The 22,847-nt window shown below is 31.2% G+C and carries 18 protein-coding genes; 10 read left to right on the plus strand and 8 right to left on the minus strand.

From position 1 onward, the window contains the following. The first annotated feature begins 155 nt into the window (after positions 1–155). Positions 156–1,349 (plus strand): enoyl-ACP reductase FabV, encoded by a 1,194-nt coding sequence (fabV, locus tag HW276_RS07365; protein ID WP_178937992.1) that lies wholly within the window; start codon positions 156–158, stop codon positions 1,347–1,349. A 236-nt stretch (positions 1,350–1,585) separates the two neighbouring features. Here the strand turns inward: fabV and HW276_RS07370 are convergent, their stop codons facing one another. Together HW276_RS07370 and HW276_RS07375 are read right to left on the minus strand one after the other, a co-directional pair. Beyond that, on the minus strand, positions 1,586–2,023 hold the full coding sequence (locus HW276_RS07370) for a hypothetical protein (RefSeq protein WP_178937993.1): 438 nt from the start codon (positions 2,021–2,023) through the stop codon (positions 1,586–1,588). 28 nt (positions 2,024–2,051) lie between these two features. After that, positions 2,052–2,681, minus strand: coding sequence for an EndoU domain-containing protein (locus HW276_RS07375; protein ID WP_178937994.1), 630 nt, complete (start codon positions 2,679–2,681; stop codon positions 2,052–2,054). Between the two features lie 212 nt (positions 2,682–2,893). Here HW276_RS07375 and trpS point away from each other — a divergent pair, with 212 nt between their 5' ends. The 6 genes from trpS (at position 2,894) to HW276_RS07405 (ending at position 6,288) form a co-directional block, all read left to right on the plus strand. After that, positions 2,894–3,868, plus strand: coding sequence for a tryptophan--tRNA ligase (trpS, locus tag HW276_RS07380; protein ID WP_178937995.1), 975 nt, complete (start codon positions 2,894–2,896; stop codon positions 3,866–3,868). A gap of 55 nt (positions 3,869–3,923) precedes the next feature. Next, a complete protein-coding gene (locus tag HW276_RS11635) occupies positions 3,924–4,226 on the plus strand; it encodes a type II toxin-antitoxin system RelE/ParE family toxin (RefSeq protein WP_255460399.1) in 303 nt (100 codons plus the stop codon). A gap of 48 nt (positions 4,227–4,274) precedes the next feature. Continuing rightward, on the plus strand, positions 4,275–4,550 hold the full coding sequence (locus tag HW276_RS07390) for a helix-turn-helix domain-containing protein (RefSeq protein WP_147003951.1): 276 nt from the start codon (positions 4,275–4,277) through the stop codon (positions 4,548–4,550). Positions 4,551–4,997: 447 nt separating this feature from the next. Further along, positions 4,998–5,420, plus strand: a complete 423-nt coding sequence (locus tag HW276_RS07395) for a YARHG domain-containing protein (RefSeq protein WP_178937996.1) — start codon at positions 4,998–5,000, stop codon at positions 5,418–5,420. A gap of 20 nt (positions 5,421–5,440) precedes the next feature. After that, positions 5,441–5,578, plus strand: coding sequence for a hypothetical protein (locus tag HW276_RS07400; protein ID WP_010128706.1), 138 nt, complete (start codon positions 5,441–5,443; stop codon positions 5,576–5,578). Positions 5,579–5,745: 167 nt separating this feature from the next. Then, positions 5,746–6,288 carry a hypothetical protein gene (locus HW276_RS07405; RefSeq protein WP_010128704.1) on the plus strand — a complete coding sequence of 181 codons (543 nt, stop codon included), beginning with the start codon at positions 5,746–5,748 and terminating at the stop codon, positions 6,286–6,288. 53 nt (positions 6,289–6,341) lie between these two features. On the opposite strand, the gene trmD is transcribed toward HW276_RS07405, so the two are convergent. From trmD to HW276_RS07435, 6 genes are all read right to left on the minus strand, one after another. Beyond that, positions 6,342–7,094, minus strand: a complete 753-nt coding sequence (trmD, locus tag HW276_RS07410) for a tRNA (guanosine(37)-N1)-methyltransferase TrmD (RefSeq protein WP_178937997.1) — start codon at positions 7,092–7,094, stop codon at positions 6,342–6,344. A 75-nt stretch (positions 7,095–7,169) separates the two neighbouring features. Further along, positions 7,170–7,679 carry a ribosome maturation factor RimM gene (gene rimM / locus HW276_RS07415; protein WP_147003955.1) on the minus strand — a complete coding sequence of 170 codons (510 nt, stop codon included), beginning with the start codon at positions 7,677–7,679 and terminating at the stop codon, positions 7,170–7,172. Positions 7,680–7,720: 41 nt separating this feature from the next. Further along, entirely contained in the window at positions 7,721–8,152 is a 432-nt protein-coding gene (locus tag HW276_RS07420) for a PTS-dependent dihydroxyacetone kinase phosphotransferase subunit DhaM (RefSeq protein ID WP_255460400.1), read from the minus strand. A gap of 37 nt (positions 8,153–8,189) precedes the next feature. Beyond that, a complete protein-coding gene (locus HW276_RS07425; protein ID WP_147003956.1) occupies positions 8,190–8,753 on the minus strand; it encodes an RNA methyltransferase in 564 nt (187 codons plus the stop codon). A gap of 29 nt (positions 8,754–8,782) precedes the next feature. Next, positions 8,783–9,871 carry an O-antigen ligase gene (locus HW276_RS07430; protein ID WP_178937998.1) on the minus strand — a complete coding sequence of 363 codons (1,089 nt, stop codon included), beginning with the start codon at positions 9,869–9,871 and terminating at the stop codon, positions 8,783–8,785. A 24-nt stretch (positions 9,872–9,895) separates the two neighbouring features. Beyond that, a complete protein-coding gene (locus tag HW276_RS07435) occupies positions 9,896–12,247 on the minus strand; it encodes a U32 family peptidase (protein WP_255460401.1) in 2,352 nt (783 codons plus the stop codon). Between the two features lie 754 nt (positions 12,248–13,001). Here HW276_RS07435 and HW276_RS07440 point away from each other — a divergent pair. The 3 genes from HW276_RS07440 (at position 13,002) to HW276_RS07450 (ending at position 22,722) form a co-directional block, all read left to right on the plus strand. Continuing rightward, complete coding sequence (locus HW276_RS07440; RefSeq protein ID WP_178938000.1) at positions 13,002–20,060, plus strand: autotransporter-associated N-terminal domain-containing protein; 7,059 nt, start codon at positions 13,002–13,004, stop codon at positions 20,058–20,060. Positions 20,061–20,212: 152 nt separating this feature from the next. After that, a complete protein-coding gene (locus HW276_RS07445; protein WP_178938001.1) occupies positions 20,213–21,253 on the plus strand; it encodes a BMP family protein in 1,041 nt (346 codons plus the stop codon). A gap of 164 nt (positions 21,254–21,417) precedes the next feature. Beyond that, positions 21,418–22,722 carry a thymidine phosphorylase gene (locus HW276_RS07450; RefSeq protein ID WP_178938002.1) on the plus strand — a complete coding sequence of 435 codons (1,305 nt, stop codon included), beginning with the start codon at positions 21,418–21,420 and terminating at the stop codon, positions 22,720–22,722. Positions 22,723–22,847 lie beyond the last annotated feature (125 nt).

Raw genomic sequence — 22,847 nt, forward strand, 5'->3', positions numbered from 1 at the left:
TATTTTTAAAAATATTTTGATAATCAAAGTTATTTATTTTTACTTAATTTAAAATATTTCTTGAAAACGTGGCTTAAAATATGTTATCATTTTAAATATATGTATTTTAAAAAATAAAAAATGATATAATAAATAATTTTAGGAGGAAAAAATAAATGGTTATAAAACCTAGATTAAAAGGTGGTTTAGCACTTACAAACCACCCAATTGGAGCAAAGGAATTTGTAAAAAGACAAATTGATTATGTAAAATCTCAAGATAAGTATGAAGGTCCAAAAAAAGTACTAATTATTGGTTCTTCTTCTGGCTATGGGCTTGCAACAAGAATTTCCCTTGCTTTTGGTGCTGGAGCTGAAACTATTGGAGTGGCATTTGAAAAAGGTATAGAAGGGAAAAGAACTGGATCTGCTGGATGGTGGAACACAATTGCATTTGATGAAGCTGCTGAAAAGGAAGGATTAAAATATAAGAATTTCATTGGTGATGCTTTTTCATTTGAAATGAAAGATGATGTAATAAAATTTATTAAAGAAGAATTTGGTGGAAAAATTGATTTGTTAATTTACAGTTTAGCAAGTGGAGTTAGAACTGATCCTATTGATGGCGTAACTTACCGTTCAGCATTAAAATCTACTACAAAAGAAATTACAGGCCCAACTATCAATTTTGAAAAGGAAACTATGGAAGAGACAACAATGGGTGTTGCAACTCCTGAAGAAATTAAAAGTACTATAAAAGTTATGGGTGGAGAAGACTGGAAATTATGGATTGAAGCACTTGATAAAGGTGGCGTTCTTTCTGAAGGCTTTAAAACAGTTGCTTACTCATATTTAGGTCCAAAAGTAACTTACGGAATTTACAAGGAAGGTACAATTGGAGCGGCAAAAAGAGATTTGGAACATACTTCTGATATTTTAAATGACTTTTTGAAGGAAAAATATAATGGAGAGGCTTATGTTTCATTAAGTAAGGCATTAATGACAAAAGCAAGTGCAGTTATCCCTATTTTCCCATTATATGCGGCATTGCTTTATAAAGTAATGAAGGAAAAAGGTATTCACGAAGGTACAATTCAGCAAAAACATAGATTATTAACTCAAATGGTTTATGGAAATCATCCAGTAATTGACGAAGAAAGAAGATTACGTCCAGATAACTGGGAAATGCGTGAAGACGTTCAAGCTGAAGTAGAAACACTTTGGGACAAAGTAACTCCAGAAAACTTTAAGGAAATAAGTGATTACGCTGGAGCAAGGGAAGAATTCATGCAATTAAACGGATTTGACTTTGACAACGTAGATTACGATGCTGATCTTGATTTAGAAGAATTGGCAAAATTAAGACCTTAATTTTAACAACCTGATAAAATATAATTTAGAAATAAATAAAATAATTAGACTATCTTTTAGAAAAAATTTAATTCTTTTGATAGTCTTTTTTATTTTTTTTAACGTAACAAAAAAGACTAGAAAAATCTAGTCTTTCCATCGCTATTTTTTTTAGTCACAATTTATACCCTACAAGGTTTTCCTCTTAGTAAATATATTATACCATAAAATTTTTAAATTGTAATAAAGATTTTTTATTAAATCTCCACCACAATTTCGCTTTTTAAATCGAATTCCATCCCCAAAAACCTTTTCCAGCTTTCCAAAACTTTTTTATACTCCTCAAACTTACAGCTCCACAGCGGATATTCCTCACAAATCCCAAAAATCGTATGCTCAAATTCTACTCTATTTTTATTAATTTTATGCTGAAAAGCCTGTCCATCCCAAGTAATTTCACGTAATTCCCCACTTTCAACTTGTTCCAATTTAGGCAATAGGATATCAATTATTTCTGTATCTGGAAAATCTTCCATTATTCCAGTTATTAAATATTTTGTATATTCTTTTTTCTTTTTTTCCAAAGATCTATTTTTTTTATTATTTTTTTCTATTTCTACTTCAGAAAATTTTATTTCTGGAAATGCAATCAGCCCAAAATCTTCATCATCATAATAGCTAAATTTTATAATCATTACGCTTTTCCTTTCTTCAAACTAATTTTTAACGATTTTCATAAACTGGATAAGCTGTTATTCTAGGACTTTTATAACCTCGAATTAAAACTCCGCTTTTGCTGATCCCTTGCCACATATTGCTATCTCTGCCCTTTAAATCTTTTCTATTTTCCCAGGCTGAATTTATTTCATCAATAATTCTAGCTTCATCCCAATTTTCTGGAAACATCGTATTTACTCCACCATTAGATGTTTTTACTTGCCAAGTTCCATCTTTTTTCTTTACTTCAATGCTTGCCCGATATACCCCATTTTTAGCTGGACTTCCAATCTTTTTCACAATTCTGACATCTCCACGTAAAAGCGAATGTCCTCCCGTAACTTTCCCTTGCGAATTCTCATCCCCGCCAATCACATGTTCATAATCAATTTTATATTTTTTATTTTCTAATTTTTCATCACTTTTATATTGTTTTTCAGCACTATTTTTCTTATTCTCATTTTTTTTATTATTTTCCCATTTGGCAAATTTTCTGCTTTTTTCATCTTGTGCAACAAATCCTTTTGAAAAATCATTTTTTATTTTATTACTGTTTCTTCCAAAATACATTTTTCCAAGTCCAAATAGTACAATAACAATAAGCAACAATATTTTTGTTAATCTATTTCTGTTCATTTTATAAACTTCTCCTTTTCATATCTCAATTTGAGCATATTATATCAAAGTTATATTTTAAAATCAATAGAATGAACTATATTTTAATGTTTTACAAAAAATTTTTTTAGTGATATAATATTGACATATTATTAAAACATATTTTAACTTTTTTAAAATTAAATTAATTAAGTTTTAGAATAAAAATATTTAAACAAATTATGGAGGTTTTTATGAGAAGTTTGTCTGGTATTCAACCCAGCGGTATTTTACATATTGGGAATTATTTTGGAGCAATTAAGCAATTTGTGGAATTGCAGGATGAATATGAAGGTTTCTATTTTTTAGCAAATTATCACGCTCTGACATCTTCGCCAAAAGGGGAAGATTTAAAATCTAACACAATAAACGTAATTTTAGATTATTTGGCTTTGGGTCTAGATCCTAAAAAATCCACATTATTTTTACAGTCGGATGTGCCTGAACATACAGAATTATCTTGGATTTTATCAAATATTTCTCCAATGGGGCTATTGGAAAGAGCTCATTCTTATAAAGATAAAATCGCAAAAGGAATTAAGCCAAATGTAGGATTATTTACTTATCCAATACTTATGGCGGCTGATATTTTAATGTACTCACCTGATATTGTGCCTGTTGGGAAAGATCAAAAGCAGCACGTGGAAATAACTCGTGATATTGCCATTAAATTTAATGAAACTTACGAAAAGGAAATTTTTAAATTACCAAAGGAAAAAATCGTTGAAAACGTAGCAACTGTGCCAGGAACAGATGGCGATAAAATGAGTAAATCCTATGGAAACGTAATAAATATGTTTGGTTCAAAAAAAGCATTGAAAAAACAGATCATGAGCATTGTAACAGATTCAACGCCTTTAGAAGAGCCAAAAGATCCTGACAATAACATTACAAAATTATATGCCCTTTTTGCAACAGAAGCAGAAGTAGAGGCATTGAAAGAAAAATTCAGAGCAGGAAACTTTGGATATGGACATGCCAAAAATGAATTATTTGACAAATTCATGGATTATTTCGCACCATTCCAGAAAAAACGTGAAGAGCTGGAAAATAATATGGATTATGTTTATGAAATCTTACATGAAGGTGCAGTTAAGGCTAGAAGTATTGCGACTGCCAAGATGGATGAAGTTAGGGATGTAGTTGGGCTTTTGAAGAAAAATTATTAAAAAATTCTTGACAATATATGTTATATCATATAAAATATAAAAGGGAGGGGAAAATATGAGTAAATTTATTGTAGAATTTTTTGAAAAATCTGATGGAACTTATCCAGCAGAAGAGTTTATTTTATCTCAAGACTTAAAAATGAAGTCTAGATTATATCGTACATTAGCTGTACTAGAAACAGCTGGAAACAATATTAGAGAACCTTATTCCAAGTTTTTAGGAGATGGTATTTATGAAGTAAGGGTACGACAAGGGAATAATATTGGGAGAGTTTTATATTTTTTTGTAGTAAATAAAAAGATTATTTTAACTAATGGATTTATAAAAAAACTCAAAAAACACCAAAGTCAGAGATAAATAAAGCTAAAAAATTTCGTTCAGAATATATGAAAAGGGGTGAGAAATATGAGTAGATATTTTAGAGATTCCTTAAACGAGCAATTAAAAGATGAAGAGTTTAGAAAAGAATATGAAAGTCTTGAAGCAGAATTTCAAATTATAAAAGAAATTATTGAAGCAAGAAAAGATAAAAATATCACACAAAAGGAATTGTCAGACTTAACTGGGATAACGCAAGGAGATATAAGCAAAATAGAAAATGGAAATGCCAATCCTTCATTGAAAACATTAAAAAAACTGGCTGCTGCATTTGGTAAAAAATTAGTAATTTCATTTGAATAAATTTAAAAAAAATTAAAGAATTTAGTTTAAGTTACTAAATTCTTTTTTATTGTAAAATTATTTTAATTTCTATAATATAGTAAAACTGCTTTAAAACTAAACTCAAAAATTATGGCTACTTACATTTATACAATTTTAGTAGTTTGATTTTAAATAGGTTTGAGTATAATTCTTTATATGATCAATTAATTTAGAAAAATTTTTAAATCACATTTTAAAAAATTAAATTAATTTTAATCTTAAAATAAGTTTAAAATAATTCGGGGGGGGGTACAATACTAGTATAAATAGTTCTTTTGTAATAAAATAAAAAGATTACTTTATAAAAAATTGTGTATATTGAATCAAAAATAATAGAATAATACAATCTTTATTCTAAAAGAAGGAGTGTACAATATTTTATGTTTTCATCAAAAAAAATATATAAAAAATTTGAAATTTTTTAGCATGTTAATATTTATCTTATTTGCAGTTAATACTTACACATATTGGGATTTTGATCCAAAAAGAGGGTATGGTGAATTAGATTATACTCCAGCATATGAATGTTATCATCTTAATACAGGGGAGTTGTGTGAAGAATCTAACCAAAATAATAATTCTAAATTAGATATTTCAGAAAATGTTTATGAAATAATGAATCAAATTTTAAATGGAAATGAAGAAATATTAAATCAATATTCATCAGATGAGTTAAAAATCATTAGAAATACAATATATGCGAAAAAAGGATATATCTTCAAAAATAAAGATTTAAAAAAATATTTTTTAAATAAATCATGGTATAAAGGGTATACTTCCGATGAAAATCAAATTTCACTTTCTTCTGATGAAAAAACATTTATAGATATAGTTAAAAGTTATGAATAAATTAATAGGAGGTAATAAAAATGAATGAAAGAATTAAATATGAATGTAATTATTGTAAAATAAGAATGGGAACACAAGGTGAACCACCTAAAGGAAATAGTTGTCCTAAATCACCAAATAAAAAACATGATTGGAAAATAATAAAGAAAAATTATTAATAAAAATGAATTACAATTGATTTAGAAGGGAAATTAAAATGACAGATGATAAAAAAGACGAAGAAATCATAAAACTAAAGAAAAAAATAGAAGAATTAGAAAATAAACCAAAAAATAAATTTTTTTAAATTTATTTTTTTTCAGTATCTACAATAATTTTACTTTTAATGATTTTATTATTATTTTTAAACAACAATAAAAATAGTAATAATAAAAAAATAGAGAATACAACTACTGAAACTATAAAAGGAAATACAGAAACTCCAAAAAATGATGAAACTGAAACTGTAAATGAAGATACAAATACGACTGCTGAAGAAAAATATCAAAGTACAATTAATTTAGATGAATATCCATCATGGGGAGCAGATTATCCACATATACCCAATTGTAGAGCTCCAGTAGAAGGATATTTTGATGAAACTACAGGAATTGGTAAAATTAAATATACAAGATGTGTTTTTAATCCAGACAATTTAAAAAATGATGTTGGAGATCCTAAAGATGAATATTTATGGCTAACTATAAAATTTTCTAATTTAACACAGGAAAAATTTAATTCACTAAGAAACCTTGAATTTACTTTTTTTGATCCAGATAATGTTATTAATCAAGTTGATGGTAAATTTTACGAATACAATGGTGCTTGGATAACTAATCAAGAAATTAATGGTGTTAATTATGAAAGTTTTAAAGCATTAAAATTTTAACAATTTAAAAATAGAGAATTAAATTTAGAATACCCTATTCTCTATTTTTTTATTTAGATCTTTTTATATTTTTCATAAAATTTCAAAAATTCTTTATCTTCAGACAACTTTTTCTCAAACAGATCCTTCCGATTTTGAATAGTTTTTTCAATAGACTTTGTTAACCGATATTCATCAATCTTAGCATGATTTCCGCTTCGCAAGACTTCTGGAACAGTATAGCCATCAATTTCCACAGGTCTTGTATACTGCGGAAATCCCAAAAGCCCGTTATAAAATGAGTCAGTTTCAAAGGATTCCTTTTTTATTACGCCTTCTTTTATACGGATTACAGAATCCATGATTACAAGAGATGGCAAATCTCCGCTACTCAGCACATAATCACCAATGGAAATTTCTTCATCTACAAATTTATCAATTACTCTTTGGTCTAATCCTTCGTAACGCCCTGAAATGAGGACAATTTCCTCTTTTTCTGAAAGTTCTGTAACTTTTTTATGGGTCAGCTGTTTCCCTTGCGGAGATAAGAAAATTACGTAAGGCTTTTCTGAATTTTCATTATTTTCATTGCTGTAAAATTCGTAGTTTTCGTAAAAGAAGTTCCAGTAGGCTTCTGGCTTTAGAACCATTCCTGCACCGCCGCCAAAAGGGATGTCATCCATCTGGCTATGTTTATTTCTGGCATAATCTCTGATGTTTACGATATTAAAATTGATGATGTCCTTATCACTTGCTCTTTTTAGGATTGTTTGTGATAAATATTGCTCAAATAATTCTGGAAATAATGTGAGTACGCTAAATTTCATTGATTTTACTCCTTTTATAATAATTTTAAAAAATAGAATTTAATGACACATCTAATAAAATTATATTAGATTTTATTATTCTCGCATTCCATCAATTAGAGTTACTTCGATTTTCCCATTTGGAAAGTCAATTTTTGTTACAAATTCATCAATTAGCGGGATCATGATTTCTTTTTTGGTATCAATATCTTCGATAATTAAAATGTTATGGGCAGCGGTTTCCATTACATCAACAATTTCACCGATTTTATTATTTTCAGAAAATACTTCTAGTCCAAATAAATCCTTTATATAAAAGTCATCTTCACTTTTTTCTGGCAATAAATCACGTCTAATTTTAACTTTATAGCCATTTAGTTCCTTTGCACTATCGACATTGCCAATTTCTTCAAAATCTAAAATTGCTTTTTTTTCATTTAGTCTTTTTACATTTTTTACAGTAAGCAATCTTTTTTTGTCATCTTTTTCAAGAAGAACACGCTCATTTTGGATAAGTTCGATGTTTTCAAAAATTGAGTTAATTTTGACACTTCCCCGTAAATGGTGTGTTCCAACAATTGTTCCTATATTTACTAAGTTTTCCATTATTTACTATTATTTCTCACTTTCTTAATTTTTTATTTTAATTAGATTTCCTTTTTTAATTTTGTAAATTTTCTGCTATCTTCAGCAATTATTTTCAGATCATCCAGGTCAATTCCTTCAAAATTACCTGCAACTGCTGAAATTACCCCTTCCAAAAACGGAGCATCTGCAATTTTAGCTTCAACTTGCCCTTCCAATTCCTTTATTGCCTTAACTGCATTAAATACAGAACTTCCCATATCGACAAAGACAAGCACTCCTGCTCCCTTGTCAGCACGGATTATAGCCTGCTTTACATTTTCAACATTTGTTCCATAAACTTCCCTTTTCGCATTTCCTCCATTTTCCAAGGCAAAATCCTCTTGCTTGAACACTTTTACAAAGTTAATAACTTCTTCTGCAAGTGTATTACTGTGGCTGACTACTACAATTCCTACTAATCCTTTATTTTTTGCTTCCATATTTCTGTTCATTCTCTCCTTCCAGATTTTCTATATATTTTTTATTAATTTAATTTTCACCTAGCAGCCTATCTAAAACTATTGAGACAGCACTTCTGACACACAAATGATTATATTGGGTTTTTCCACGGATTGGCTCTAAAATTTTGTAGGACAAATCCATAATTTCACTTGTAAGTCCCCATCCAGTTCCAAATAAAATTAAGTATGGAGTGTCATCTTCGACTATTTCCCTGCCTAAATCAGCATATCCTACAGTATTTGGGAAAATTTTTGCTGAAGTTGTAATGATTTTTGGCTTTTTTCCTTCGATTTTCTCAATTGTTTCTACTGCACTTTGGACAGAATCTTCAAGTTCTGTATTTTCAAAGGCTTCATTTCGATTTTTGTTAAATTCTATTCCGTTTCCTTCAGTCCAGTAGCCGATTATTCTGCCTGTCAGCTCCTTCTGGGCATCAACTGGAGTAATTATGAAATATTTTTTTATATCATAAGTTCTGCATGTTCTGGAAATGTCGTGTATATCAAAGTTTGTAACGGAAGTCGCTACAACTGCGTTATTTTTATTGTATACAGGATAGTGGACAAGTCCCACATATATGTTATCTCTCATTTTTTTGTTCCTTTCTTGTTTTTGATTTTTTATTTATTTCGTATTTGTCTATAGCCACGTATTTTTTCATTTTTTTCCTTATAAGCCAGAGCCATAATGAATAAAAGTACAGTCTGTACCCAAAAAATCGCAAAATCAGTAAAATTATGAACTACAATCCCAGCAATTAAAGCAATTTTTAAGACATTATTTCTGTCGTTTCTTAAAATATCGTATAAATATCGTAAAAATACAGTAAGTAAAGCTATTGTTCCAATTAATCCATAGCTTAAAAGCAATTCTACCAATGCATTATGCGAATGTGGATACACGTAATTCGTAAATTTATAGTAAAAAAAGTTTCCGTGTCCGTATAAAAGATTCGTTCTTTTGAAAATTCTAATTGCCATATCAATAATTTCTACTCTTAGCCAAAAATATTCTATTAGCGTGCTTTCTCGCAAAAATGGAAAAACTCCTGAAATTACTCCTAAAATATATGACAATAGCATTAAAATTAATCCTGCAAAATATCTTCTTTTCAAAAAATAGAAAAAAAGTACAAATACTCCAAGAATTACTGCAATTAGCGATGACCTTGAGCCTGTTATCAGGATTGTTAAAATATTCATAATAAATACGGCAAAATTAATTTTTGACCTTTTTTCAAAAGTAAAATATAAATTTATAATTGCCGACATCATCATAATGCTTCCAAGATAATTTGGATTAAAATATGCAAAATATCCTACTCTGTTATGCGTGAACAGAAATTCACCAATTCCAATGAAAAGCGATATTCCAGAAAATTTTGCCATCCATTCCAGATTATTTTTTTTAAATTCCACATCTACAATCAATGTATAATAGCGCCCGACTATAATGCACAAAAATATTGGAATTGCCATTAATCCCAGAATATTTTTGTAAAAGGCAGATGTTATAAGGGAAAATCCAAGAACAATTCCCACAGTAATAAGCGATTTATCTTTAAATATCTTTTTATATTCGCCAGTTGTAAAAATATTTACTAATATTAAAATGCTAAATAAAATAACTAGAGCATAATGCACAAAAATCGATGCACCTAAAAGTAAATATAACTTTTCCAGATATTTCTGTCTTTTCTCAATTTCCAAGGTTCCTCCTTTAATTTTAAAAATTTATAAAACTCCCTGCTCAAAAGCATAAGGAGTATATTTTCCACTTTTCGTATCAACGCTTTTTATAATTTTTCTTACTTCATCAGCATTTTCAAACGTAAAATCCAGCCTCAATTCATCCAAATCCAGTTCATAAATCTCATCTAGCCTTGGAATCAAATTCATCGGCTTATCCAAATAAAGCTCAATATTATCCAATTCATTTTTCACAATTTTATACTTATCATAAAATTCTCCTTCCAATTCTTTGTAATTCTCATCAAAAATTTTATGTTCAATATACATTCCCTTTAGATAACCGTAAATCACAAGACCCTTTTTCAATTTATCAGATTTTATGTTTTTTAACTGTCGATAGCTTAATTCTGGCGATAAAAATACGGTTTCTAAATTTTTAAAGTTAGAAAACATTTCAATTGTATGATTATTGAAAACGTTTAAGTTCCAATCTAAGGACTGCCCTCTTGCTCCAGTTTTTTCTCCCATGATTGCCTGATAAAGATTAGAAACTAAATTTGTTTCAATTTTTATTTTATCTGTTTTGGACAAGTTCTTTTCTTTGGCAACATCAAACTGTTTTCGATAAATTTTTGTTATTCCCATTTCACGACAGGCTTTTTCCTGCTCATCATTCGCAACAAGTGCTGAAATAACAGGCCTTTTCTTATTTTCTGTATTTTCATTTTCCTTGCTTTCAGAATTTTTATTTAATTCAAAATCATATTTTTTTCGCTCAGCAGCTGTTCTTTTATATGATTCCAGCAATTTTTCCAAAAGTTCTGAAACACATTCCCTTTTCAAATTTTTCAGTTCACTAAAGGGAATAAACGAAGTTCCATCATAGTCAATCTGAATTTTTCCAAGTTCAAAAGTTGTATCCCCTAACTCTCCAATTTTTTCGGCAATTTGCTCCTTTGTAATTAATTTTCTGGCATCCTGCTCGATAATATTCCCTTTTTTCGTAACAGAAATTATCTCATTTTTCAAGTTTTCAATTTCCAGTGTAAGTTCAATTTCCTGCCCTTTTTTTGCCAGCAATTTTGCATTAACAGCCGCATATCTTTTGGAAACCTTTATATTATGAATAATTCTGTCGTTAATCTCTTTAGAATAATTTTTATAAATGTACTTTGTCCCTTTTGGCAACTTTCCAATGGAAATAATATCGTATTTATCAGCTTTTGAAGTTTTTTCTTCAGCTTTTTTATCTTCATTTTCCTTACCTTTACTTTTTGGGTTCTGTTTTTTATTTTTCTTTTCAGAATCTTTTTTTCCAAACTCCCTATTCTCGTTATTTCCATTCTCATAAGCTTCAATAATCCTAATTTTATTTACATATTCTCCGCCAATTTGTTCAAAATTTTCATCTACAAATTGAACTCCATCTCCTAAAATTAATTCATCATCAATTTTAAAGTTATTTGACTCTCCAATTCTCGCTCCCAGAAAATATCCAAAATTTGAAGAATATTTAAAGTTCATAAGTTTGCCATCCAAATAAAAGTATCCCTTTGAATATCCACGGTTAAACAGCTTGTAGCTTTCTGTCGGCCGTGGAGTCCCTTTTAAAATATTATCGTAATAACTCACAGTTTCATAAACATATTCGCTCGATTTTTTCCGCCCTTCAACTTTTATCGCATCAATTCCAATGCTTTTTAACAAATTAATTTCCTTTTCCTGCAGAAGCTGGTCATTTGGACTTAAAAAATATGCACTTTTTCCATTTTCATCTATAAACTTTTTACGGCAGGAATATGCACAAAGTCCACGATTTCCACTTCTTCCCCCAATAAAACTGCTTATATAGCAATTTCCAGAGTAGGAAATGCAAAGTGAACCTGAAACAAAGATTTCCAGCTCTATATCAGTTTTTTCACGAATTTTTTTTATTTCTTCAAAGGAAAGTTCTCTCGCAAGACAGACACGAGTTAGGCCCAGTTCCTTTAATTTATTGGCTTCTACATGATTTGCCACAGTCATCTGTGTACTTCCGTGAATTTTTAAGTTTGGAAAATTTTCCTTTAGAAACTTCACAAATCCAAGATCCTGTACAATGACGGCATCAATTCCGTGTTCATAAACTCTTTTAACATTATTGTACATACTGTTAATTTCGCTGTCCTTCAAAATCGTATTCAAAGTCATAAGCGTCTTAACCCCACGTGAGTGAGCATAGTCAATCCCGTCAAATACCTCCTGCATAGCCAAATTCTCATTATTTCTTCTTGCTCCAAATCCTTTTAATCCAAAAAAAACTTCGTTGGCTCCAGCTTTTACTGCAGCAACTAATTTTTCATAATTTCCTGCTGGTGCCAAAATATTCATTTTTTTATTTTTTCCAAAATCCATTTCCTGTTTCAACTTAATTTTCTCTCCATTTTCCCAAATTTTTTCATTTTTTATATTATAGCAAATTTGCTATTTTTTTCCAATTTATTTTTCTACTTTGACAGAATAAAAATTTTAATATAATTTTCATTGATAAATATGTTTGACAACCTAAGTTTTTTTATCTTTAAAAAGTCAATTTTAGATCGATTTAATTATATTATCGCTTGACAATATTGTCAAAACATTTTATGAACTCTCCCGCTTTTAAATTTAAATAATGATTAATATTCATTAAAAATTAATATAAAATGTTTGAAAAATATTTGCCATTATGATATAATACAATGAAACAGAAATATTTTTGGATTGTTTTCATATTAAATGTGCTTTAAAGCTGGATTTAAAGGAGATGAGAGGTTATTTTGAACTTAACTTTGGTTGATTTTTATTAATTTGATTTTAAAAAATGATAACCAGAGCTGATTTTTGGAGCTATAAAATATGAATTTAGATTCCAAAATAAACAAGCGATACTATTTCCCTGTTAGAATCATAGGTTTTTCAAAGAATAAAAAAGATCTTTGTCTATTTTTCAAATAGTTTTAGTATCAAAATTTAGTAAGTTATTGTAAAAGCAAATAAATTATTTATGTCAAAACTGCTTGCCAGAAAGCGAAAAGATAGCAAAGACAAGCATTAAAACATATTGTATTTATTAAAAGTCTTCTACTTTTACAAATAACTATCAAAATTTAGAAAAAGGAGATTAGAAATGACAAACAATTTAAGAAAGGCAAAAAAAGACTTATGCTCATTTGCTAAAAAATGCAAAGATTTTAAGTATACAGATTCAGCATTAATTATATTTTTGATTACAGGTGCTATAAGCATTGCAAACAACTTGTTTTCTGCTGAAACGGGCAAAAGCATCGAAAATCAAAAACAAGTCATCACTACATCAATAAAGGACATACACAATCAATTCACGGAAGTCCGAAAAGAAAACGACAGACTTCTAAAAAAATCAAATATGGAACTAATCAAGCTAATGGAACAAGGAGATCATGTAGTTAAGTCACCTTGGTCAAGCTGGCAATATGGAGTCAATAATTTTTATAACGACTGGCACGGCACATACAAAGGCTATGGAGGCAAAGCAGGAAACACGAAGTACACAAGAAACCCAGATGACAAGTTTGGAACTTATTCTGGAGGAAAATACGGAGTTACAACTTTGAAAAGAAACGTAATAGAGCCTGTTTCAACTATACCAGTAAATGCCGCAGTAAGACCAAAGGACATTCACAAAACTCCTTTAAATCTTAACCTGCCAATAATCGAGCCACCACAAAAGCCAAATTTGAATATAAGTGTATCGGAACCTGCTAAAATAGATGAAATAAAAGTTAATGTTCCTGAAATTACTGTGACACCACCTGTGGTAAATACAGATGTATTTACTGATTATTATTTCGATCGGGCATACCAAGGTAAACCTGCGGGTGCGGATATTTTGGAAGGTCAACTACCAAAAGAATTTGATGGGAGTAATAATGTTTTTTTTGCTGGATATAAACCCAATTACAATGGTATAAATTTTTTAGGAACTGGAAATTCTACAAATGCAAGTGGTATTTATAATACCACTTCAAAGCAATATACTGGGTTGCCAATTGTTTTTGAAGGTATAACACCTAATATAATTTATGCTCATGGTGATGGCTATACTTTAAACAGACAATTTAAATTGAGCAATTTTGATATACACGTAGCTGGTGGCCCTCATAATAATAGAGGAAATGTAACTGGTGAAATTGGAATACATACAGTTGCTAATGGAACAATAGAAAATGTGCATGGATATTTGTATGGTCAAGCTGCATTTATTTCACTTGAAACTTGGTGGGCTGGAAAAACAACATTAACAGATGTTAAGTTAGATGTAACAAGAGAGAAGAATACAGTATTTTTTATTTTTCCAACAATATACCAAGAGATAACACGAAACAATCGAGGTGCATATTATCAAAGAGGAGGATTTGAGGGAAATTTTAATGCTGATATAGCTTCCAAAAATAATATAATATATTCTATACTAGGGGCTTCAGGAAGTTATGGAATAGATAGTACCGGAACTTATAAATTAGAAGGTGCAGGTAACTTAGTTTATGCAGGTTTAGGATATTCAGCAGATTTCTCTAAATTTTCTGAAACAGGATTGATAAGAAAAAATCAGCCAGCAACTTATTGGAAACCATTTATAAAATTAACACAACCTGTGGAATCTTATGGAGATAATAATGTAATCTTATTCTTTAACAATACTTTATCTTCATCAACTAGTCAAAATCCATGGCTATCTGACTTACCTACTCACAATCCAGCGCAAGCTCGTATTGAAAGAGATAACTGGAATAAAACAACAATAGGTATTTATCAAGGTGAAATAGAAGCAAGAGCTAATATAGGTAATCAGGCACGGATAGATTCAAAACAAACTACTCAAACAACTGATGGTGATACAGAAGGCAATGAGCATTATGTTGAAAAGAATGTGGGAGTTTATGCAAAATCTGGACAAAGAGACGGTATTAAGCCATCTGAAAATTTAGGAGCTGAAACTAGTAAAACTAATGGTGCCAAATTTGATAATGATTTAATACACAATTTACAAATAAACAATGCTGAAATAACATTTGGAAAATACTCTAAAGATGGAATTATGCTAGCTTCAGAAAATGGAACTGTTATGGATGTCTTGATGCCGACTAATCCTACGATTGTAACAAAAATGGGATCATCTGTTAAAGATTATTCTGGCACAACTGCTCCAACCTCTTCTTATAATGATGCTAATAATAAAGCGGCAACAGGAACAATAATTGCTTATTCTAAAGGAACATGGGATACAGGAAATTATTATACAAGTGCAATTGATCATAAAAATCAAATGCAATCGTCTAGTGCTCAAGCATTACAAGGAAAAGGAAGTGAAATCAACATAGGAAAAGATGTTGAGTTGTCAGCAAGATACAGAGAAGTTACAGATGATAACGGCAATAAGTCAAAATCATATCCAATAGCTTTTGCTGCAATGGATAAAGGTAAAGTAAATGCTTACAAAAATACAACAGCTCATGGATATGGTTCTATAATTGGATATGCTTCTGGTGAAGGAGAAGTGACTAACTATGGATCTGTTACTGCAACAGATGATGCGGCATCACATGATGACGAAACTAAAAAATACCATTACACAAATATAGGAGGATATGCTACAGGTCCTGGAAGTAAAGTAACTTTAGGTTCAAATTCAACAACTTCAAAAGTAACAGTATCAACTTATGATGGAGATGAAAACAGTAAATCTAAGGCAATAATAACTCCAGCACCAACAACATCAACTATTTATGGAATAGGGGCATTAGCTGATGATAACGGAGAAGTTGTTTTAAGAGGAACAACTAATATTAACACAGGTACAAGCGGCGGATTGCTTGCTTTAAACGGTGGTAAAGTAGAATATGAAGGCGGAACAATAACTCATAAAAATAATGGAACTTTAGGAACATCAGTTAACGACCATGATAATACGACACCGTTTTATGCTAAAGGAGATAGTTCTAATGGATCAATTGTATTTACAGGAACAACAACTTTGGATATGTATGATGGAGTACTAATTACAGGACAAGAAACTGATTATAATTCATCAACTACAGGTACAGAAATGTATAGAGGGCTAGGAAATGTATCTGTAAACTTACAAAGTGACAATGTTACAATCGGAGCATTTAGCGGATTGAATAATTTAAATTGGAATAGCCAGACAGATGCGGGCCACACATACATAGATGGACTACCTGGAATTTCTAAATTCCACGGACATACTATAACTACAAATAATCATTCATACAAGAGTATTTTGACGGATGGAAAATTAAATGTTACTTCAACAAAAATTGAGCTGGATAGTGCTGCAGACCAGTACAATAAAATACAAATGGCAAATGAAGTTGTAACAATTGGAAGCACAACAAATGTTACAGGAAATGTATCTTCAGCTGCTATAAAAGGTCAAGGGCTTTCAATGGGATCTCTAAAAACAGCTACTTCAAATGCAACAACAGGATTTAATAATGAAGGAACAATAAATGTTACAGGAGGAACAGCAACTTCTGGTATTGCTGGAATGAATGTAAGTTATGGAACAATTAACAACGGAACATCTGCAGGGTCAAGCGCTTCAGTAACAATTGATAATGGTGCTGGACTTTACGGAACTAACGGAAGTAAACTTGTAAATAATGGAAAAATTACCGTTGCTTCTGGAGCAGGAATAGCCGGAATTGGAACAGGCCGTACAAAGCAAGAATATGGAACAGATGTTAAAACTTCCGCATCATTAGGAGGAACTAAAACAGTAGAAATAGAAAATCACGGAACAATAAATGCAGCAGGAACAGGTTCAATAGGAATTTATGCTGAAAATAATACGAATGCACCTAAAGCCAATGTAACTGTATCAAGCGATAAACAACTAACCGTTGGAACAGATGGAGTAGGAATTGCAGTAGTTTCGGCTACACCTGCACTAATGTTAGTTAATCATGGAACTTCTGATGAAGGTGGTACAATTACGGTAACTGCAGCAGGAACAGGACCTGATATTAAAACAGGAGTAAACGGAAAAGGGATCTATGCTCAAAATTCTGATATTACTTTAACTGGAAATTACATGATTGAAACACCTGAAAAAGGTATTGGTATCTTTGCCTCAAAAAATACAAATGTAACTGGAACTCTTGAATATAAATACAATGGAAGCACAACAGGAACAGGAATGGGTATCATTTATGACCAAGCAGGAGTAGCATCGCATACTAATAATGCAAATGTAAAACTTACAAATGCTACAAATACAACAGGCGGAATGATTGGAGTTTATACAACAGCCGGGACAGGAAATACCCTTACAAATAATGGAGATATTACTGGTTCATCGGCAGCGCTTGAATTTGGTATTGTATCAGATGGAGCAGATATAATTAATAAAGGAAATATAACATTAGGAAATGCAGCATTACAGGAAAATGCAAATGTCGGCATTTATGCAAAAACTAAAAATACGATAACTAATGATGGTAAAATTACTGTTGGAGATAATGCAATAGGAATTTATGGATATAATATTAACAACAATACAGGAAGCATTAAGGCTGGGGATAATGGAGTTGCAATCTATACTCAAGGAGATGGTACAGTAAACTTGAATGCAAATTCTAAAATTACAGTAGGAAAAGATCAAGCTGTAGGCATTTATGCAGTTGGAGCTAATCAGCACATTAATGCAAATGCAGGATCTAGCATGACAATTGGAGATAATTCATTTGGAATTGTAAATCTTGGAGCAGGAAATACTATAGCATCTAATACAGCAAATCCAGTAACTTTGAGAACAGATGCAGTTTATATTTATCAGAACGATAATAAAGGAACTGTGATTAATCACACTCCATTGACATCTGCAGGAGATAGAAATTACGGCCTTTACGGAAATGGAAGCATATACAATGATGGAGTAATTGACTTTTCAAATGGTATTGGAAGTGTAGGAATGTATGCAACTACCGGCGGAACTGCGACAAACCTTACTGGAGGAATAATAAAAGTTGGAGATTCTGATACTAACAGAAAAGAATACGGTGTAGGTATGGCAACAGGATATTATGATGACAACCCATTGTCACCAACATACAGACAAATTTTCAACCAAGGAACAATTATAAATCACGGAACTATCGAAGTAAGCAAGCCTGATACAATAGGTATGTATGCAGTAGGATCTGGATCTAAGGCAGTCAATTACGGAAACATTAATCTTATGGGAAGCAAGACTGTTGGAATGTACATTGACAGAGGAGCAGTTGGAGAAAACTGGGGAACTATCCAGACAACGGCAAGCGGACTTACATCAGCAAAAGGAGTCTATGTAGCTAATGGAGGTTATATCAAGAATTACGGAGTGATAAATATTGCGGCTTCAGATAGCCAAAGTGCAGGAATTTGGACAGATAATGCAGATCACGCCGAAGAAAATGCAAATGGAATAAATCCTGTAACTTTGACAAGCCAGACAGGAACTTCAACACCAAGAATGAAAGTGGCTACAGCAAGTGACATGAAGGAAATGGGAGGAATAGTAGTAAAAGTTCCGCCTAAAGCTGCAGTTCCTACCGTGGCAGATGCACAAGGAAATATAATTCCAATATATAAACTAGATACAGATGCTGCAATACCACAACCTGCTGAAGTGATAATAAAATCACCATCAGGAGTTACACCGATAAATCTTTCAGCAAGCGACTACTATATGAATTTTCCATCATCTTCAGAAATCTCAAGTATAGGAATGTATGTAGATACTTCAGGAGTTAATTATACAAATCCTATTCAAGGATTGAATTACCTAACAGGATTGACTGATATTAACTTGCTGTTCGGGGCAGAGGCTACAAGATATACCACTGCAAAAGCAATTGAAGTTGGAGATAACATTTTAAAACCTTATAATGATGCTTTGAAAGGTGTTGTAACAGGAGGAACAACATTAAATGTAATATCGTCAAGCTTGACATGGATGGCACAACCTACCAAGAATCCTGTGACAGAACTTCTTGACAAGCTATACTTGATTAAGGTTCCTTATACAGTGTATGCAGAAAAGAATGACAGAAATACATATAACTTCTTGGACGGACTTGAACAACGGTATGGAGTAGAAGGACTGGGAACAAGAGAAAAATTGCTGTTTGATAAGATAAGCAGCCTAAATGGCGGAGAAGGGCATATCTTGGCTCAGGCATTTGATGAGATGAAAGGACACCAATATGCAAATATTCAGCAAAGAACAAATGCTACAGGAAATTCTCTTGACAGCGAGTTCAAATACTTAAAGGACGAATGGAGAAATCCAACTAAGCAAAATAACAAAATAAAAGCATTTGGTTTAAGGGATGAATATAATACTGATACACCTGGAATCATTGACTATAAGAGCAATGCCTACGGGGTAGCTTATGTTCATGAGGATGAAAAGATTAAGATGGGAAATTCTAGCGGATGGTATGCAGGAGCTGTAACAAACAGGTTTAGATTCAAGGATCTAGGACATTCGACAGAAGACCAGACAATGATAAAAGCTGGAATATTTAAGACAATGTCACCTAAAAAGGATTATAACGGAGCACTGCAATGGACAGTTGCAGGAGATGTATTTGCAGGAATTAATAACATGAAGCGTAAATTCTGGATAGTTGATGATACATTTGAAGCCAAATCTACATACCATACTTATGGAGCGGCTCTTAAAAATGAGCTTGGCTATGACATAAGAATGAGCGAGAGAACACATTTAAGACCATACGGGGCCTTGAAAATGGAATATGGAAGATTTAGCAACATCAAGGAAAATGATGGAGAAGTTAGATTAGAAGTAAAAGGAAATGACTATTTCTCAGTAAAACCAGAAGCTGGATTAGAGTTTAAATATATTCAGCCACTTGCAGTAAGAACAAATTTGACAGTAGGAGTTACAGCTGCTTATGAAAATGAGCTTGGAAAACTGCAAAATAGAAATCAGGCGAGAGTAAGATACACAACGGCAGACTGGTACAATCTTGAAAAGGAAAAGGAAGATAAGCATGGAAATGGTAAATTTGACTTGAATATCGGAGTTGACAATACTAGATTTGGTGTTACAGTGAACGCTGGATATGATACTAAGGGAAATAATATTCGAGGTGGAATTGGATTTAGAGCAATTTATTAATTTTAAGTTTAACAAGGGATATTAGTCCCTTGCTTGCTGTATATGAAAAAACTTTTTGGAATAAAAAAATTTTTAAAAAAATCATTTAAAAATTCTAAAAAATAGGGTATAATTAATTATAGAAAAAAATATAAAATTTTTAGGAGGAGAAAATGAAAAGAATTGTAACAATTTTTAGTGTAATTTTTGCACTAATGTTAATCGCATCTTGTGGAAATAAGCCAGCTACTGGAGAGCAGGTAAAAGATGGAAAAACTTTTACTGACTCAACAAATTCTAAAAAATCTGTTGCAGTAGTTTACTCTACAGGTGGAAAAGGTGACAAATCATTTAATGATGCAACTTTTAGAGGATTGCAAAAGGCTCAGAAGGAACTTGGGATTTCTTTTAAAGAATATGAGCCAAAAGATCCAGCGACAGAAGCAAAGAATGCTTTGACACAATTTGCAGAAACTGGAGAATTTGACTTGATTATCGCAGTTGGTTATACAATGAAAGATTCGTTAGTTGCAGTAGCAAAAGCATTCCCTGATCAAAAATTTGCAATAATTGACGAAACTGTAACTGGCCTTCCAAATGTTACTTCTATCTTGTTTAAAGAACATGAAGGATCATTCCTTGTAGGTGCATTAGCCGGAATGATGGACAAGACAGGAACTATTGGATTTGTCGGAGCAAATGAATCTGAACTAATTAACAGATTTTATGCTGGATATGCACAAGGTGCAAGATATGTAAAACCTAGTATCAAAGTTTTACCTGTTTATATCGGAGGAAGCAATTCTTTCAATGACCAGGCATCAGCTAAAGCAAAAACAGAAACATTAATTCAACAAGGTGCAGATGTAATTTATCACGCAGCTGGAGCAAGCGGACTTGGAGTATTCCAAGCAGTTAAAGAAAAAAATGTTTATGGAATTGGTGTAGATTCTAACCAAGATTCCCTGTATCCTGGAACAATCTTAACTTCTATGATGAAATATGTTGACAATGCAGTATTTGATGTTATAAAATCTACTGTTGAAGGAAAATTCCAAGCAAAAGTCCAAACTTTCGGAATCAAGGAAAATGGAGTAGGAACTACAGACTTTGAATTTACAAAGGATAAAATTGGTGAAGAAAACATCAAACGTCTTGAACAAATTAAACAAGATATTAAAGATGGAAAAATTGTAGTAAAACCTTCAATATAATTTCAAAGCAATAAATATAATTATTTGACATCTATATTAGATAATATTTCTTTAAATTCAAAAAATTACCAACGGCTGTTTTAGAATTGATATAAAAATTAAATATCATTCTTTTACAGCCTTTTCTTTATTAGAAAATTTAAAATTAAATAGGAGATGATTTTATGAGAGCAGTCGACATAATTCAAAAAAAGCGTGATAATAACGAACTTTCAGAAACGGAAATTGAATTTTTATTAAATGGGTATTTATCGGGAAATATACCCGATTATCAGATGGCGGCATTTCTTATGGCTGTTTATTTCAACGATATGACAAAAAATGAATTGTTAAAATTTACAATGTTAATGCGAGATTCTGGAGATACTATAAAATTTGAGGAAATAAATAGGTTTCTTGTGGACAAGCACAGTACTGGCGGGGTTGGCGATAAAGTTACAGTTATTCTTTCTCCTATTTTATCGGCACTTGGAATGGCAAATGTAAAGCTATCTGGAAAGGGTCTTGGACATACTGGCGGAACAATTGACAAATTTGAATCAATTCAAGGCTTTAAATTTTCAACGACAAAAGAAGAAATTACAAAAATTGCCAACAAAACTGGAATTGGTCTTATGGGCTACAGCAATAAAATTGTCCCTCTTGACAAAAAATTATACTCTTTACGTGATGTTACGGCAACTGTTCCAAGTATTCCGCTAATTGCAAGCAGTATTATGAGCAAAAAACTGGCAATTCATTCAGATGTTATAATTCTTGATGTAAAAGTTGGAGATGGAGCTTTTATGAAAAATTTGTATCAAGCTAAAAAATTAGCAGAACGAATGATGGAAATTGGCAAAGGAGCAGGCAGAAAAGTTAAGGTTGTACTTAGCAATATGGATGAGCCGCTGGGATATGCAGTTGGAAATGCGAATGAAATTATTGAGGCGATAGAATTTTTAAAGGGAAACTGTGCTGATGATGTGAAAAAAGTTGTCTATACAATCGCAGTTCTTGCATTAAAGGAAAAAGGTGAAATATCAGAACTTTGCGAGGCTTATGAAAAAATAGACAAAGTTATAAAAAATGGAAGCGCATTACGGATATTAGGTGAATTTATTGGAGAAAGCGGCGGAAATAAGGAACTTGTAAATAATTACGATTTGCTTCCAGAAGCCAAATATAAAATGGAAATTTTTTCTGAAAGTGCAGGATATATAAAAAGAATAAAAACAGAAAAAATTGGGAAGGCTGCAATGATTATTGGGGCTGGACGTGCTAAAAAAGGAGATGAAATCGATCATTCAGCGGGAATAAATATTTTTAAGAAAGCAGGAGAAAAAATTGCGAAAAATGAAAAAATTGCTGAAATTTACTATAACGACAATAAAAATATAATCGAATCTCAAAATATGGTCTTGGAGGCTTTTGAACTGACTAAAGAAAAAGTTGAAAAACCAGAAGCTATTTTAGAAATAATTGAATAAAAAAACTACACTCTATACTATTTTCCATTTAAATAGCAGATTAATCATAAATTTTTTTGCAAGGAGGTCAAAACCCCTTGTTAGCGTATATAATCTCTGTCTTTTAAATAGGTTTAGTATTAAGT

It is taken from the genome of Leptotrichia sp. oral taxon 417 (genome assembly GCF_013394865.1).
Taxonomy (GTDB): Bacteria; Fusobacteriota; Fusobacteriia; order Fusobacteriales; family Leptotrichiaceae; genus Leptotrichia; species Leptotrichia wadei_A.

What these genes read in the sequence shown, in the direction of transcription:
- trmD (WP_178937997.1), bottom strand. Translation starts at nt 7,094, where the DNA reads ATGAAATTTAGCGTACTCACATTATTTCCAGAATTATTTGAGCAATAT.
- HW276_RS07370 (WP_178937993.1), bottom strand. Translation starts at nt 2,023, where the DNA reads ATGATTATAAAATTTAGCTATTATGATGATGAAGATTTTGGGCTGATT.
- rimM (WP_147003955.1), bottom strand. Translation starts at nt 7,679, where the DNA reads ATGGAAAACTTAGTAAATATAGGAACAATTGTTGGAACACACCATTTA.
- HW276_RS07405 (WP_010128704.1), top strand. Translation starts at nt 5,746, where the DNA reads ATGATTTTATTATTATTTTTAAACAACAATAAAAATAGTAATAATAAA.
- HW276_RS07440 (WP_178938000.1), top strand. Translation starts at nt 13,002, where the DNA reads ATGACAAACAATTTAAGAAAGGCAAAAAAAGACTTATGCTCATTTGCT.
- HW276_RS11635 (WP_255460399.1), top strand. Translation starts at nt 3,924, where the DNA reads ATGAGTAAATTTATTGTAGAATTTTTTGAAAAATCTGATGGAACTTAT.
- HW276_RS07445 (WP_178938001.1), top strand. Translation starts at nt 20,213, where the DNA reads ATGAAAAGAATTGTAACAATTTTTAGTGTAATTTTTGCACTAATGTTA.
- trpS (WP_178937995.1), top strand. Translation starts at nt 2,894, where the DNA reads ATGAGAAGTTTGTCTGGTATTCAACCCAGCGGTATTTTACATATTGGG.
- HW276_RS07450 (WP_178938002.1), top strand. Translation starts at nt 21,418, where the DNA reads ATGAGAGCAGTCGACATAATTCAAAAAAAGCGTGATAATAACGAACTT.
- HW276_RS07375 (WP_178937994.1), bottom strand. Translation starts at nt 2,681, where the DNA reads ATGAACAGAAATAGATTAACAAAAATATTGTTGCTTATTGTTATTGTA.
- HW276_RS07425 (WP_147003956.1), bottom strand. Translation starts at nt 8,753, where the DNA reads ATGAGAGATAACATATATGTGGGACTTGTCCACTATCCTGTATACAAT.
- fabV (WP_178937992.1), top strand. Translation starts at nt 156, where the DNA reads ATGGTTATAAAACCTAGATTAAAAGGTGGTTTAGCACTTACAAACCAC.
- HW276_RS07390 (WP_147003951.1), top strand. Translation starts at nt 4,275, where the DNA reads ATGAGTAGATATTTTAGAGATTCCTTAAACGAGCAATTAAAAGATGAA.
- HW276_RS07395 (WP_178937996.1), top strand. Translation starts at nt 4,998, where the DNA reads ATGTTAATATTTATCTTATTTGCAGTTAATACTTACACATATTGGGAT.
- HW276_RS07435 (WP_255460401.1), bottom strand. Translation starts at nt 12,247, where the DNA reads ATGGATTTTGGAAAAAATAAAAAAATGAATATTTTGGCACCAGCAGGA.
- HW276_RS07400 (WP_010128706.1), top strand. Translation starts at nt 5,441, where the DNA reads ATGAATGAAAGAATTAAATATGAATGTAATTATTGTAAAATAAGAATG.
- HW276_RS07420 (WP_255460400.1), bottom strand. Translation starts at nt 8,152, where the DNA reads ATGAACAGAAATATGGAAGCAAAAAATAAAGGATTAGTAGGAATTGTA.